Source organism: Actinoplanes sp. NPDC048988 (genome assembly GCF_043197815.1).
Lineage (GTDB): Bacteria > Actinomycetota > Actinomycetes > Mycobacteriales > Micromonosporaceae > Actinoplanes.
The window spans coordinates 1,157,929-1,172,820 of record NZ_JBICTW010000001.1; the positions used below are offsets into that span (position 1 = coordinate 1,157,929).

Sequence of the window (14,892 nt, forward strand, 5' to 3'; positions counted from 1 at the left end):
AATCTCACCACCGGTAGAACCGGAGGTAGTCGAACGACGCCGTGACCGCCGGCTCGGCCCCGCCGTGCGCCACCAGCCCGAGGCGGGGCGAGCTGTCAGCGGGCAGGGTCCAGGTCCCGCCCCACGTCCAGCGCTTGCCGTCGCGGCTGACCCCGGCCCGGTACTCGTGCTCGCCGTTGGCCGGGTCGATCCGGTGGGCCAGGCGCAGCCACGTCGTCTCGAGTCCCGGAGTGCCGGCGATCGTGCCCCCGTAGGACAGCGCGCCCGCGTACGGCATCTCCTTGCCGAACTCGACCTGCCGCGTGTTCCAGATCGCCACCGCGCTGAGCCGGGCGAAAAGATCGTCGTCGGCGTACGCGATGAGGCCGGCCTGCTGGTAGTTGCGCACCGTGTCCTCGCCCAGCGGAAGCGTCAGCTTCGTCTCCGCGATCCACGATCCCGGCGGCGGGTCGCGCAGCAGCACGCCCGCGTTGTTCGACGTGCCGGTCAGGTCGGCGCCCTGCACCGGCCAGCGCAGCGCTCCCCCGCTGACCGTGACGGCCGGGTCGGGCCGAACGAAGTCCCAGTTCGTGCCGAGGGTGGCGAACTCGGTGGAGTACGCCGGCAGCGGCCGTCCGGGCCGCGGCACCGGCCGGCGGTCGACGGTGGGCCAGCCGTCGACCCAGTACAGCCGGTCGAGCAGCATCGGGCGCTCGTTGATGCCGAACGGCTCGTCGAGGTACGGATCGTCGCGGTCGATCGCGTGGTAGACCAGCCAGTCCCGGCCGGAGCGGTCGGTGATCAGTCCGTTGTGGCCGGTGCCGACCCAGCGGTCGCCGTTCGGCGCGACCACCGGGGTGCCGCCGGCCCGGGAGACATCGAGCCGCAGGCCGTCGCGGTCGGTGAACGGGCCGAGCGGGCTGCGCGAGCGGCCCACCGAGACCGAGTATCCGGTGGTCGGGCCGGCGCAGCAGTTGGCCGAGGAGGCGAACAGGTAGTACCAGCCGTCGCGCCGGACGACGTACGCGCCCTCGAACTTGTTGTCGATCGCGACCCGCGTCGGCGTGCCGGTGATCCGCAGGCCGTCGGCGGTGAGCTCGCTGACCCAGATGCCGCCGAAGTAGCTGCCGTAGTAGAGGTATTTGCGGCCGTCGGGCGTGGTCAGCTGGGCCGGGTCGAAGGTCCACCACCAGCCGCCGCCGGGGGCCGCGCGCGGCGGCACGGCCGGTTCGGCCGTGAAGGTCCACGGTCCGGTCGGCGTGGGCGCGGTGGCGACGCCGATCGCCGACGCCCCCGGGGACGTCTCGGTCACGGTCACGTACATGACCCAGCGGCCACCGATCTTGCGAACGTCGGGAGCCCAGAGGGAGGCGCCCTCCGCCGCGTAGGAGGGCAGGCCGGTGAAGGCGTCGCCCACGTACTTCCAGTTCGCCAGGTCGGCCGAACGCGCCATCGGGATGCGATGCGGCGTGCGCTCGCCCTCACGCAACGGGTCGGAGGTGCCGTACGCGTAATAGAGCCCGTCGTCTCCCCGGACGATGACCGGGTCGGCGAAGGTGTCGGCGAAGGAGGCGGAAACGGGGTTCTGCGGCCGGGGCTTTCCGGCGGCCGTCAGAGCGGGCAGGAGCAGCAGCGCCGCAACCGCGGCGACCAGGCGTCGCATGGTCATCCTTTCAGGCCGGAGCGGGAGACACCCTCGATGACGTAGCGCTGCGCCACCACGAACAGCAGCAGCACCGGAATGCTGGCGATCAGCGCGCCCGCCATGATCACCGGGTAGTTGATCGTGTAGGCGCCCTGCAGGATCGCCAGGCCGGGCGGCAGCGTGAACTGGTCGGGGCTGAACAGCACGTAGATCGGCCAGATGAAGTCGTTCCAGTTGGTCAGGAAGCTGATCACCGCGAGGGTGGCCAGGGCCGGCTTCGACAGCGGCAGCACCACCCGGGTGAAGATCTGCCAGGAGTTGGCCCCCTCGAGCACGGCCGCCTCCTCCAACTCCCGGGGCAGGCCCAGGAAGAACTGCCGCAGGAAGAAGACGCCGAACGCGCCGGCCGCCCCCGGGATGATCAGCGCCCAGAGGGTGTCGAGCATGCCGAACCGGTCGACGATCAGGAAGTTCGGGATGATCAGCACGAAGCTCGGGATGAAGAGCGTCGCGATGATCATGCCGAAGATCAGCCGCTTGAACCGGAACTCCAGGCGGGCCAGGGCGTACGCGGCCATCGAGGCGATCGCCAGCACGAGCAGCGCCTGCCCGGTCGCGGCCAGCACGCTGTTGAGGAACCAGCGCAGCACCGGCGTCTGGTCGTTGCCCATCAGCGTGTCGAAGGCGCTGGTGGTGGGCTCCTGCGGGAACACCGTCGGCGGTACCCGGGTCGCCTCGCCGGGCGTCTTGAACGCGGTGAGCAGCATCCACACCAGGGGCGCGATGAAGACCAGACTGAGTCCGATCAGGACGGTGTACCAGGCGATGGGCCGTACGCGTCTCATGATGCGTCCTTCTCCCGGAACAGGCGGAACACGATCGCGCTGATCAGCAGCAGGCCGACGGTGAGCAGGTAGCTCATGGCGGCGGCGCTGCCCATCTTGTAGTCGGCCAGGCCGACCTGGGCGATGTACATGATCGCCGTGCGGGTCTCGGTGCCGGGCGCGCCCTGCGTGATCAGGTACGACTGCCCGAACATGTTGGCCGACACCAGGATCGTGTTGACGGTGACGAACAGCAGCACCGGGCGCAGGCCGGGCAGCGTCACGTGCCGGAACTCGGCCCATTTGCCGCCGCCGTCGATGCGGGCTGCCTCGTACAACTCGCGGGGAATGTCCTGGAGCCCGGCCAGGTAGATCACCGCGTTGAAGCCGAGCGTCCACCAGACCGTGACACCGACCAGCGTGACCCAGGCCCACGGGAGCGCCGTCGTCCACGGCGCCGCGCCGGGCAGGATCGCGTTGACCACACCCAGGTTCGGGTCGAGCAGGAAACGCCAGAGCACACCGATCACGGCCACGCCCAGGACGTACGGCGCGAAGTAGACCGCCCGGAAGAGGGTTCGCCCCGGGAAGCGGCGGTTGAGCATCAACGCGATCGCCAGCGGCACGGTCAGCAGCAGCGGCACGCTGAGGACCGTGAAGATCCCGGTCGCCGACATGCTCTCCCAGAAGAAGCTGAAGACGGCCGAACTCGAGTCGAACAGCGCCTTGTAGTTGTCGAGCCCCACGAACGGCTTGCCCGGCAGCAGGTAGTCCCAGTCGTGCAGGCTGATCCACAATCCGTAGACCGCCGGAGCCAGCACGAACGTCGCGAAGACCACGAAGTACGGCAGGACGAAGAGGTACGGGGTGAGCGTGCCGGTACGCCGGATCCGGCCCCCGGCACGCGGTTCCGTCCTCGCCTGCTCCTTGACTGCCAGGTCAGCTGCCATACTTCTTCGCGTTCTGCTCCAGGAGCTGGTTGGCCTTGGCGGCGCCGTCGGACAGCGCCTTGGCCGGCTCCTTACGTCCCAGGACAGCCTCGTTGATCGCGGTGACCACGGTGGCCATCGCGTCCGCGATGCCCGGCTTCGGCGGCAGGAAGTGCAGGTCGTCGATCTGCGAGCCGATCGCCGCCTGCTCCGGCAGCGCCTTGAACTCGGCGCTGTCGCGGATCTCGGCCCGGGCCGGCACCTGGCCGCCCTTGGCCCACTCGATCGAGTGCTGGCTGATCCAGTTGATGAAGACCTTGCCCGCGGCCAGCTTGTTCTCGTCCTTGGCCTTCTGCTTGAACTGCACGAACTGGTGGGAGCCGGCCCACGCCGCCTTCTGCGTGCCGATCTGCGGCAGCGGCGCCACACCCCACTGGAGGTTCTTGTCCTCCTTGAGCGTGTTGATGGTCCAGATGCCGTTCCAGTTGAAGGCGTTCTTGCCGTTGCGGAAGGCCACGAGGTCGGCGTCCTGGGCCACGTTCTTGGGGCTCCAGCCGTTCTTGACGTGGTCGGTCATCCAGGTCAGCGCCTGCACTCCGGGCTGCTCGGCGTAGAGCGCCTTGGTCGCCTGCTCGTCGAAGAGGTTGCCGCCGAACTGCCAGAGCAGGGACTGGAACTGCATGCTGCCGGTGAACTCGAACGGGGTGACCCAGTCGCCCTGGATGCCCTTGGCCTTCATCTGCTCCAGCGCGGCCTTGTACTCCTCGTCGGTGGCCGGTGGCTTCGACGGGTCGAGGCCGGCCTTCTCCATGACCGTCTTGTTGTAGAAGAAGCCAAGTGGGTGCACATCGAGCGGTATCGCGTAGCGGGTGTTGTTGTAGACGCCCGCGTTCCACACCGGCGGCGAGAAGTCCTCGGCCTTGAAGTTCAGCGCCTTGGCCAGGTCCTCCAGGGGCAGGATCACGCCTCGCGCAGCGTTCGTGGCCACGTTGTCGACGTGCATGATGCCGAGGTCGGGGCCGTTGCCGGTGGCGACCGCGGCCGGCACCTTCTGGTAGTAGTCGGCCCACTGGTAGGTGTTCATCGAGACCTTGATGTTCGGGTGCTCGGTGTTGAACTGGTCGACCAGCTTCTTCATGAACGGGCCGTCACCACCGGTGAAGCCGTTCCAGAAGGCCAGGGCCACGTTCGGGCCGGTGTACGCCGTCGGCGCCGGCGCGGCGTTCTGCCCGCCTCCGGTGACTTTCTCGTTCGGTCCGCTGTCGCCGCACGCGCTCAGGAGCACGGCTCCACCGGCGCCGGCACCGAGGCCGAGCAGGCCTCGACGAGAGAACTGAAGATTCACTATGACTCCTCGGGAGTGAGGCACAGGGCGTGCCAGGAGACGGGCGGGAGGACGAGCTCGCTCGCCGGGGAGACGGCCGTCTCGCCGGTGAGCGTGAAGTGCCGCGCCAGGCGGTGCCGCGGGAAGGCCCGCAGGTCGAGGCTGAGCGGCAGCGGCTCGGTGCCGCGGTTGACGACGAAGATCGTGAGGTCGCCGGTCTGTTCGTCGTGGGTGGCGACGGCGTCGGCCGCGGGCACCTCGCCGTAGCGGCCGGTGGTCATCGCCGGCGCGGTCAGCGCGGGCCGCAACACCGTGCCGCGGGCCAGCCGGGCGGTGTGCGCGAACGGGTGGAAGATGGTCTGCCGCCAGGCCCGGCCCCCGGGCTCGGTCCGGATCGGCGCGATCACGTTCACCAGCTGGGCCTGGCAGCCGACGGCCAGCCGGTCGGCGTGGCGCAGCATGCTGATCAGCAGGTTGCCGACCACCATGGCGTCGGTGTCGTTGTAGTCGTCCTCGATCAGGGCCGGCAGCTCCTCGATGTCCCGGTCCTCGGGCTCGGTGAAGCGGCTCTGGTACCAGACGTTCCACTCGTCGAGCGAGAGCTTGATGCGCTTGCTGCGGCGCAGCTTCGCCCGTACGAAATCGGCAGTGGCGACGACGTCGTCGATGAACCCGTCGAGGTCCACCGCGGACGCCCGGAAGGTGGCCTCGTCGTACTTCTCCGGGTCGTAGTAGTTGTGCAGCGAGATGTAGTCGACCTGGTCGTACGCCTGCTCGAGGACCGTCGCCTCCCAGGACGCGAAGGTCGGCATGCCCGAGTTCGAGCTGCCGCAGGCGACCAGCTCGATGCTCGGGTCGACCCGCTTCATGGCGTGCCCGGCCCGGGCCGCCAGCTGGCCGTACTCGAGGGCGGTGAGGCTGCCGATCTGCCACGGGCCGTCCATCTCGTTGCCCAGGCACCACAGCTTCACGTCGTGCGGCCGGGCCACGCCGTGCTTGCGGCGCAGATCGGCCGCGGCCGTGCCGTCGGCCAGATTGCAGTACTCGACGAGCTCGGCCGCGGCCTCCACGCCCCGGGTGCCGAGGTTGACCGCCATCATCGGCTCGACGCCGGCCAGGCCGGCCCATCGCATGAATTCGTTGAGCCCGAAGGCGTTGCTCTCCAGGGCGCGCCAGGCCAGGTCGAGGCGGCGCGGACGGTCGCCGCGCGGGCCGACGCCGTCCTCCCAGCGGTAACCGGAGACGAAGTTGCCGCCCGGATAGCGCACGGTGCTGACGCCGAGCTCACGGACCAGCTCGAGCACGTCGCCCCGCAGGCCGTCGTCGTCGGCGGTGGAGTGACCGGGTTCGAAGATGCCGGTGTAGACGCAGCGGCCCATGTGCTCCACGAAGGAGCCGAAGAGCCGGCGGTCGACCGGTGCGACGGAGAAGGCGGGATCGAGAGTGAGGTGCGCCACTGCCATGCCACGTTTTTACAACGTTGCATTCATCGTTGTAAAGAGACCGCGGTCGACGTTGCGAAATATGGCTGTAACTTGTTACGCGACGGTGGTGCTCTCGCGGACCACCAAACGGTGGTCGACGCGCAGCTCCCGCGGCGCGCCGGAGGCGGCCGGGCCGTCGCCGAGCCGCTCGGCCAGCAGGTCGACGGCGAGCTGGGCGATCCGCGGGGCGTCCGGCGCGATGGTGCTCAGCGTCGGCGTCGAGAACCGGCCGTCCTCGATGTCGTCGAAGCCGATCACGGCGACGTCGCCGGGCACGCTCAGGCCACGTTCCAGCAGCGTGCGAATGGCACCGAGGGCGAGCAGGTCGTTGAAGCAGAAGACCGCGTCCGGCGGCTCGCCCTCGTCCAGCAAACGGGCCATCGCGGCCGCGCCGTCGGCCCGGTGGAAGCTCTCCACCGGCGTCTCGACGCTCTCCAGCCCGGCCTCGGCCAGCACCGACCGGTAGCCGGCCAGCCGCTGGTGCGAGGTCACGGCCGAGGGGCTGTCCTGCACGCCGATCGCGGCGATGCGCCGGCGGCCCAGCGAGCGCAGATGCCGGGTCGCGTCGGCCGCGGCCGCGGTGTTGTCTATCGCCACGTGATCGGCCGGACCGTGCCACACCCGCTCGCCGAGCAGCACCATCGGGGTCCCGCTCTCGACGGCCAGCTCCTCGCCGGCCAGGGCCAAGGGGCTGAAGATGAGCCCGTCGATGGCGTGCCGGCGCAGACCGGCGACCAGGTTGCGCTCACGCTCCGCGTGCCCGTCGGTCTGGTCGATCAGGACGGTCCAGGAACGCTGTTCGGCCGCCTGCACGATCAGGCCCGCAATCTCGGCGAAGTAGGGCGACTGGAGCTCGGGCACGGCCAGGGCGATCACCCCGGAACGGCCGCTGCGCAGCTGGCGGGCGGCCATGTTGGGCACGTAGCCGAGCGCCTCGATGGCGGCCTGCACCCGGGCGCGCGTGGCCGGGGCCACGTGCACATAACCGTTGACGACATTGGAGACCGTCTTGATCGACACACCGGCCCGCGCGGCGACATCCTTGAGGCCCGGCGGCACGAATGTGGACTATACAACGTTGCAGTACTTAAGTCCGATCACCCGGCGGAGCTAAGGCCCGACTAGTCGATCTGCGTTCGCGGTTACCGTGACGTCATGTCCATGAGCGCAGCGTGTCTGCCGGTTCCCGCGTCCGTCCGCATCGAGAGCGACGTCGACGCCGCCGTCGCGCTCCTCACCGTCGACGGTGTCTGGGACAAGGAGCTCTGGCAGACGGCCAGCGTGACCCTGCGCAAATGCCTGGCCGAACATCCCGAGGCGCTCATCGTCGACCTGACCGGGCTCGACGACCCGTCCGGGCGCTCCGCACCGGCCTGGATGACCGCCCGCGACATGGCGGCCAAGATGGACCCGCCGGTTCAGCTGGCCCTGTGCATCCCGCCCGATCTGCCCCTGGCCGACAGGATGCAGCGCCTCGGCGCCCCGCGGTTCCTGCCCGTCTACGCCAAGGTGCGCCAGGCCCGGGTCGCCATCGCGAGCCGCCTGCCGCTGGTCGAACGCCTGATGCTGACCCTGCCCCCCGAACCGGAGGCGCCCAGCGCCGCCCGCAACCTGGTCAGCGACGCCTGCCTGGCCTGGGGCCTGGCCCACCTGCTGCACCCGAGCCGCACCGTCACCTCGGAACTGGTCACCAACGCGGTCGAGCACGCCCGCAGCGAGATGACGGTGATGGTCAGCCTGCGTGGCCGGGGACTGCACGTGTGCGTGGCCGACCGGTCCCCCGAGATGCCGCGCCTGATCAAGCCGGCCCGGATCCGTCGCGGCCGGCCCCTGGACCAGCGCGGGCTGGGGCTCCGGCTCGTCATGGAGACGGCCGTGGCCTGGGGCGCGTTACCCACCCGCACCGGCAAGGTGGTGTGGGCAACGCTCCAGCCGCCTCGGGCCGCTACTGAGCCTCGATGATCATTCCGGCGCCGACCGTACGGTTGGTGCTCTCGTCGATCAGGATGAAACCGCCGGTGGTGCGGTTGCGCCGGTACTCGTCGGCGAGCAGCGGCACGGTGGTACGCAGGCGCACCCGGCCGATCTCGTTGAGCTTCAGCTCGCCCGCCGCCTCGTCCCGGTGCAGGGTGTTGACGTCCAGCCGGTACTGAAGACCGCGCACGACCGTCCGGGCCGACCGGGTGGTGTGCTTGATGGCGTACTTGCCGCCGACGCGCAGCGGCGCCGACTCGTCCATCCAGCAGACCATCGCCTCAATGTCCTGGGCGACCGCCGGCGCGTTGTGCGGGCGGCAGATCAGGTCGCCGCGCGAGATGTCGATCTCGTCGGCCAGCCGGACCGTGACCGACATGGGCGGGAACGCCTCGTCGACCGGACCGTCGGCGGTGTCGATCGCCGCGATCTTGCTGGTCAGACCGGACGGCAGCACCATCACGTCGTCGCCCGGCTTGAGAACACCGGAGGCGACCTGACCGGCGTAGCCGCGGTAGTCGGTGACCGTGGTCGACTGCGGGCGGATCACGTACTGCACCGGGAAGCGCACGTCGACCAGGTTGCGGTCGCTGGCGATGTGCACGTGCTCCAGGTGGTGCAGCAGCGACGGCCCGTCGTACCAGGGGCTGTTCTCCGACCGCGACGCGATGTTGTCGCCGTTGAGCGCCGACACCGGGATGATCGTCAGGTCGGTGATCTCGAGCTTGGCCGCGAACGAGGTGAACTCGTCGGCGATCCGGTCGTAGACCGCCTTGTCCCAGTCGACCAGGTCCATCTTGTTGATGCAGAGCACCAGGTGCGGCACCCGCAGCAGCGACGTCAGGAACGCGTGCCGGCGGGACTGCTCGACCAGGCCCTTACGGGCGTCGACCAGGATCAGCGCCAGGTCGGCGGTCGAGGCGCCGGTGACCATGTTCCGGGTGTACTGGATGTGCCCCGGGGTGTCGGCGATGATGAACTTGCGCCGCGGGGTGGCGAAGTAGCGGTACGCCACGTCGATGGTGATGCCCTGCTCGCGCTCGGCCCGCAGGCCGTCGGTGAGCAGCGCCAGGTTGGTGTACTCGTCGCCGCGCGACGCGCTGGCCGCCTCGACGGCCTCCAGCTGGTCGGCGAAGATCGTCTTGGTGTCGTACAGGAGACGCCCGATCAGGGTGGACTTCCCGTCGTCCACGCTGCCCGCGGTGGCGAACCGCAGCAGGTCCATGCGCGCCGCGGGCGCCGTCTCGGTGTCCAGGACGGCCTGACTCATCAGAAGTAACCCTCTCGCTTGCGGTCTTCCATCGCGGCCTCGCTGACCTTGTCGTCACCGCGGGTCGCGCCCCGCTCGGTGATCCGGGTCGCGGCGACCTCGTCGATCACCTTTTCCACCGTGTCGGCCTCGGAGAGCACGGCGGCGGTCTGCGAGGCGTCGCCCACCGTGCGGTAGCGGACGCGGCGCACCTCGGAGGTCTCGCCGTCACGGAGCTGGATGAACTCGTTCACCGCGTAGAACATCCCGTTGCGCTCGACGACCTCACGGTCGTGCGCGTAGTAGATGCTCGGCAGCGGGACCTGCTCCTTGGCGATGTAGTGCCAGATGTCCAGCTCGGTCCAGTTGGAGAGCGGGAACACCCGGATCGACTCGCCCGGGTGGTGCCGGCCGTTGTAGAGCGCCCACAGCTCGGGACGCTGGTTCTTCGGGTCCCACTGGCCGAACTCGTCGCGGAAGCTGAACATGCGCTCCTTGGCGCGCGCCTTCTCCTCGTCGCGGCGGGCGCCGCCGAACAGGGCGTCGAAGCGGTATTTCTCGACGGCGGCCAGCAGCACCGGGGTCTGGATGCGGTTGCGGGTGCCGTCGGGCAGCTCGCGGACCAGGCCGGTGTCGATCGCCTCCTGGACGCTGGCCACCACGAGATTGAGGCCGAGGGTGGCGACCCGGGTGTCGCGGTAGTCCAGCACCTCGGGAAAGTTGTGCCCGGTGTCGACGTGCATGACGGGGAAGGGGATGCGGGCCGGGGCGAAGGCCTTCTCGGCCAGCCGCAGCATGACGATCGAGTCCTTGCCACCCGAGAAGAGCAGGACGGGACGCTCGAACTCGGCCATCACCTCGCGCATCACGAAGATGGCCTCGGCTTCGAGGGCATCCAGATGCGAGACGCGGTACGGCTTCGTCTGGCTCATGGTGGTATCCAGACCTTTCCGGGGCTTGCGGTTGAGAGTGTTACCTAGGGGGAACCGTCATTGTGACGGAAGGTGACGCTGCAACGCTGCAAGTAACCGAGGAGCGAGATCCTTACGGCACACCACCAGGTCCGGCAACTTAGGGTCGGCCTCGTTGTATCTCAGCGTAGAACCGTCGATACGGGAAGCGTGCAAACCCGTGGCCAGCGCCACAGCGACCGGCGCGGCCGAGTCCCACTCGTACTGTCCGCCGGCGTGCACGTACGCGTCGGCGTCGCCGTTGATCACTGCGGCGATCTTGACGCCGGCCGAGCCCATCGGCACCAGCTCGGCCCCGAGCTCCTCGGCCAGGGCCGTGACGAAGGCCGGCGGCCGGGTCCGGCTGGCCGCGATCCGGATCGGCCCGCCCGTCGCCGACTCCAGCGGCAGCGGCGGGTAGGCCGGCGCGTGGTCGGTGGCGATCGTCCGGTGCTGCGCGGGCATCGCGACCGCGCCCGCGGCCAGGCAGGCCGGGCTCCCGCAGTCGGCCGTCCAGAGAGCCACGTGCACGGCCCAGTCGGATCGGCCCTCCTCGGAGAACTCGCGGGTGCCGTCGAGCGGGTCGACGATCCAGACCCGGCCCGCGCTCAGCCGCTCCGGTCGTACGCTGCCCGGCTCGCCGTCACGCCAGGCCGCCCGCGCGTGGTCGTCCTCCTCGGACAGCACCGCGTCGGCCGGGCGCCACCGCGCGAGCTCGGCCCGCATCAGGTCGTGCGCGGCCTTGTCGCCGGCCGCCTTGAGGGCGGCGGCGTCGCCGTACCCCATCTCGTCGCGCACCCGAAGCAGCACCTGGCCGGCCTTGTCGGCCAGCCAGCGGGCGAAGGCGCCGTCGGTCACCGGCGCGTGGCCCAGGTCCAGGGTCTCCCGTTGCGAAGTCACGCGCGCCGACGTCTCTGTCCGCTCGCCCATGCTCTTGTCTCCCCATTGATTCAGTACGCCCCGGACGACCGCACCACAGCCGTCATCGTGCGCAACAGGATGACGAGGTCCAAACTGAGGGACCAGTTCTCCACATAGCGCAGGTCCAGCCGGACCGCTTCCTCCCACGGTAGATCCGAACGTCCGGATACCTGCCACAGGCCCGTCATGCCCGGCTTGACGGCGAGCCGGCGCCGCACGTCGTCGGCGTACGCCGCGACCTCGGCCGGCAGCGGCGGACGCGGCCCCACCAGGGACATCTGCCCCAGCACCACGTTGAGCAGCTGAGGCAGCTCGTCCAGGGAGAACCGGCGCAGATATCGCCCGACCGGGGTAACCCGCGGATCATCACGAATCTTGAAGAGCACGCCGTCGTGCTCGTTGAGATGCTTCAGCTCGGCCAGGCGGGCCTCGGCATCGACATACATGCTGCGGAACTTGTAGATGCGGAAGTGACTGCCGTCACGACCCACCCGCACCTGACGAAAGAGTACCGGCCCGCGCGAGGTGACCCGCACACACAGTGCGACGCCCAGCAGCAGCGGCCCGAAGAGCACCAGCAGGGCCAGCGCGCCGAGCCGGTCCACCGCCTCCTTGACCAGCCGCGACCCGCCGTGCAGACGGGGATGCTCGACGTGCAGCATCGGCAGCCCGTCGAAGGGCCGGATCGTGGTCCGGGCGCCGGCCACGTCGACCAGGGCGCTGGCCACCACCAGGTCGACCTCGTCCCGCTCGAGCCGCCAGGCCAGCCGCCGCAGCTGCTCGCCGTCGAGCTCGGGGCAGCTCAGCACCACCACGGTGTCGGCGTCGGCCTGCTCGACCGCGGCGGCCACGTCGTCGAACGTGCCGTAGACGACCAGACCGTTGACCCCGGCGCCGTCGTGGCCCGGCGGCAGGCAGGCGCCGACCACCTCGAGCCCGTGGTAGCGCTCCCGCCGCAGCTGCCGGGCCATCCCGATGATCGACAGCTCGTGGCCGACCAGGATCACTCGGCGCAGGTTCTCGCCCCGGGCGCGGGCCAGATGCAGCCGCTTGCGCAACGCGAAACGCAGCACCGCCGAGGCGCCGATCGCCGTCGGCAGGGCGGCCAGGACATAGCTGCGGGCCAGATCGAGATCGAGGGCGTACGACACCAGGGCCGCCCCCGCGATCAGGCCGACCCCGCCGCGGAGCACGCGCTGATATTCGTCGGTCCCGACGAAGAGATAGCGCCGCTCGTAGGCCCGCGACACGGCGAGCACGACCAGCAGCAGGACCGGCAGGAAAGCCGAGAGCAGGATGTAGGCGCGGTTGTAGGTGGTCACCTCGTCGCCGAAGCGCAGCCCGAAGGCGGTGACGCCGGCCGCGGTGCCGGCCAGCAGGTCACACAGCACCAGCGAGCGGACGTAGCTGCGCTCCCAGCGCTGCCGCCGGGACATCGCCGCGTGCCGGCCCCGGATCCGCAGGAAAGGCCGCGCCGCGGGCCGGGCCGCGGCCGAACGGTTGCGCCGCTGCGACCAGTGCCGGTCGATCGCCTGGTTCCGCCCGGGGTCGGCCGCTTCCCGTCCCGCGCGGGGCGGGGCGTTGTCCGGCTTGGGCGCCCGAACCTTCCCTTCGCCACCCGCCTCCGCCGGCGCCTGGGCGGGCTTCCGGGCCGGCTTCGTGGCCGAGTTCACCGGCCACTCCGTGCGGGAGCGCGAGCCCGCGCCGGCGGGCGGCGGGCTCAGCGGCACCACGGGGGCCGGGATCTTCGAGTTGGCCTTGCGGATCCCGGGGTGCGGCCCGCGGTTGGCCGGCGGATGGTTGGCCTCGCCGTATTCTTCCGGCGGCTGGCCCTCCTCGAGCAGCACCGTCGGCAGCAGCACGGTCGGCTCGGTGAGCACCGACTCCTGGTGCGCGGACAGGTCCTGCCGCATACCAATCCTCCCCCGTACGCCGGTCAAAACGCACCGAACCGGTGCGTACGTGTGACCAACGGACGGACGGCGGAAGGCGTCACGGGACCGCGAGGCGGACAAAACCGCCCAAATGATCTATCCGTTCCAGCCCCGTGAGATCAACCGCCGTGGTATTTGTTCTGCGCCCACTCCACGCCTTCGAGGACGATCGCCTCCACCACGTCGGCCGCCCGGTCGATGAGGAAGTCCAGCTCCTTGCGTTCCACGCCGGAGAAGTCGGAGAGCACGAAATCCGCCGGATCCTGCCGTCCGGGCGGACGGCCGACCCCGAAACGGACCCGGGCGTACTCCTTGCTCGACAGCGATTTCGACATGGATCGCAGACCGTTGTGGCCACCCTCACCACCGCCACGCTTAGCCCGTACCTGACCGAAAGGCACATCAAGCTCATCGTGCACGGCGATCACGTTCGACACCGGCACTTTGAAGAACTGGGCCAGCGAGACCACCGCGTTGCCGGACAGGTTCATGAAGGTCAGCGGCTTGACGAGCACCAGCTTGGGACCGCCGAAGCCCAGCCGTCCCTCGGCCACCTCGCCCTGCGCGCGCTTGGACCGGCCGAACTTGGCCCCCACCCGGGACGCCAGCAGATCGGCCACCATGAAGCCCACGTTGTGACGGTTCCCGGCGTACTCCTTGCCCGGGTTACCCAGCCCGACGACCAGCCACGGCGCGTCCTCAGTCACGTTTCTCCCCACATCCATCCGACCGCCCCGCCCGCCGCCCTAGATCGGACTGAAGACAACGCAATTCGGGGAAAGTGCCATGGCACTTTCCCCGATCACAGCCCGAACTTTGTTACTCCGCGGCGGGAGCCTCTTCGCCCTCGGCCGACGCCTCGGCGCCCTCGGCCGACTCGCCCTCAAGCTGCTCGGCGGTCTGCGCCTGCGAGACGATCGCCAGCACGAAGTCGGGCTCGACGGCCAGCTCGACGCCGTTCGGCAGGGTCACGTCGCCGGCGGTGACCTGCGCGCCGGCCTCGAGGCCCTCGATCGAGACGTCGAGGCCGCTCGGCAGGTGCAGCGCGTCGGCCACGACGGCGAGGGTGTTGGACTCGTGCACGACGAGCGTGTTGCGGGCGGCCTCGCCGGTCAGGTTGATCGGAACGTCGACCTGGACCTTCTCGCCGCGCTTGACGATGATCAGGTCCACGTGCTCGTACGTGTCCTTGATCGGGTCACGCTGGATCGCCTTGGGCAGGGCGAGCGTCGCGGCGGACGCGCCCTGGATGTCGATGGTGAAAACCTGGTTGAGACCGCCGTGCCGGATCGCGGCGGCGAACTCACGGGCCGGCAGCGCGATGTGCTGCGGCTTCTCGCCGTGGCCGTAAAGCACGGCGGGCACCAAACCGGCCCGGCGCGTGCGACGGGCACCACCCTTGCCGAACTCGGTGCGGGGCTCGGCGCTGATCTTTACCTCGGACACGGGGAAACTCCTGAAACTCTTCGATCGGGCTGCGTCTAAGTCGGCGGGCTGCGGCAGTGCTGATCGGCCACCGGAAAGTGCTGGAGGCCGTCGTCGGCGCTGCCGGGCAAGGGGGCGCGCTGGGCACAGGCCCGGAGCACCGCGTCGATGACGGTGCCCCCGAATGGCTGCGAACCTCAGCAGACCGCGGGGCACCCTCGCCGTGGCAACCGCACTATCTTACCCACAGCCTG

At 69.9% G+C, this 14,892-nt stretch carries 13 protein-coding genes; 1 reads left to right on the forward strand and 12 read right to left on the reverse strand.

Features of this window, described 5'->3' with window-relative positions:
• Positions 1-4 precede the first annotated feature (4 nt).
• The 6 genes from ACGFJ7_RS05170 to ACGFJ7_RS05195 all read right to left on the reverse strand — a co-directional run bounded on the left by ACGFJ7_RS05170 (position 5) and on the right by ACGFJ7_RS05195 (position 7,244).
• Complete coding sequence (locus tag ACGFJ7_RS05170; RefSeq protein ID WP_360246688.1) at positions 5-1,642, reverse strand: family 43 glycosylhydrolase; 1,638 nt, start codon at positions 1,640-1,642, stop codon at positions 5-7.
• Positions 1,643-1,644: 2 nt separating this feature from the next.
• Positions 1,645-2,469 (reverse strand): carbohydrate ABC transporter permease, encoded by an 825-nt coding sequence (locus ACGFJ7_RS05175; RefSeq protein ID WP_360246690.1) that lies wholly within the window; start codon positions 2,467-2,469, stop codon positions 1,645-1,647.
• On the reverse strand, positions 2,466-3,398 hold the full coding sequence (locus tag ACGFJ7_RS05180; protein WP_392640980.1) for a carbohydrate ABC transporter permease: 933 nt from the start codon (positions 3,396-3,398) through the stop codon (positions 2,466-2,468). Before ACGFJ7_RS05180 ends, ACGFJ7_RS05175 begins: the two co-directional genes overlap by 4 nt.
• Positions 3,388-4,722: an ABC transporter substrate-binding protein gene (locus ACGFJ7_RS05185; RefSeq protein WP_360246694.1), complete on the reverse strand. Its 1,335-nt coding sequence runs from the start codon at positions 4,720-4,722 to the stop codon at positions 3,388-3,390. Before ACGFJ7_RS05185 ends, ACGFJ7_RS05180 begins: the two co-directional genes overlap by 11 nt.
• A complete protein-coding gene (locus ACGFJ7_RS05190) occupies positions 4,722-6,164 on the reverse strand; it encodes an alpha-N-arabinofuranosidase (protein WP_392640982.1) in 1,443 nt (480 codons plus the stop codon). The genes ACGFJ7_RS05185 and ACGFJ7_RS05190 overlap by 1 nt, the downstream gene beginning before the upstream one ends.
• Positions 6,165-6,239: 75 nt before the next feature.
• A complete protein-coding gene (locus ACGFJ7_RS05195) occupies positions 6,240-7,244 on the reverse strand; it encodes a LacI family DNA-binding transcriptional regulator (protein WP_392640984.1) in 1,005 nt (334 codons plus the stop codon).
• Positions 7,245-7,340: 96 nt separating this feature from the next.
• Between ACGFJ7_RS05195 and ACGFJ7_RS05200 the strand changes: the two genes are divergently transcribed.
• On the forward strand, positions 7,341-8,147 hold the full coding sequence (locus ACGFJ7_RS05200; protein ID WP_360246700.1) for an ATP-binding protein: 807 nt from the start codon (positions 7,341-7,343) through the stop codon (positions 8,145-8,147).
• Here ACGFJ7_RS05200 and cysN read toward each other — a convergent pair.
• The 6 genes from cysN to ACGFJ7_RS05230 all read right to left on the reverse strand — a co-directional run bounded on the left by cysN (position 8,131) and on the right by ACGFJ7_RS05230 (position 14,659).
• Positions 8,131-9,429, reverse strand: coding sequence for a sulfate adenylyltransferase subunit CysN (gene cysN, locus ACGFJ7_RS05205; protein WP_360246702.1), 1,299 nt, complete (start codon positions 9,427-9,429; stop codon positions 8,131-8,133). The genes ACGFJ7_RS05200 and cysN overlap by 17 nt on opposite strands.
• Positions 9,429-10,340, reverse strand: a complete 912-nt coding sequence (cysD, locus tag ACGFJ7_RS05210) for a sulfate adenylyltransferase subunit CysD (RefSeq protein ID WP_360246703.1) — start codon at positions 10,338-10,340, stop codon at positions 9,429-9,431. Before cysD ends, cysN begins: the two co-directional genes overlap by 1 nt.
• 57 nt (positions 10,341-10,397) lie before the next feature.
• Positions 10,398-11,231 (reverse strand): 3'(2'),5'-bisphosphate nucleotidase CysQ, encoded by an 834-nt coding sequence (locus tag ACGFJ7_RS05215; protein WP_392641304.1) that lies wholly within the window; start codon positions 11,229-11,231, stop codon positions 10,398-10,400.
• A gap of 77 nt (positions 11,232-11,308) precedes the next feature.
• Positions 11,309-13,192, reverse strand: a complete 1,884-nt coding sequence (locus ACGFJ7_RS05220) for an exopolysaccharide biosynthesis polyprenyl glycosylphosphotransferase (RefSeq protein WP_392640987.1) — start codon at positions 13,190-13,192, stop codon at positions 11,309-11,311.
• A gap of 140 nt (positions 13,193-13,332) precedes the next feature.
• Complete coding sequence (gene pth / locus ACGFJ7_RS05225; protein WP_392640989.1) at positions 13,333-13,920, reverse strand: aminoacyl-tRNA hydrolase; 588 nt, start codon at positions 13,918-13,920, stop codon at positions 13,333-13,335.
• 112 nt (positions 13,921-14,032) lie between these two features.
• Entirely contained in the window at positions 14,033-14,659 is a 627-nt protein-coding gene (locus ACGFJ7_RS05230) for a 50S ribosomal protein L25/general stress protein Ctc (RefSeq protein WP_360246711.1), read from the reverse strand.
• Positions 14,660-14,892: the final 233 nt, after the last annotated feature.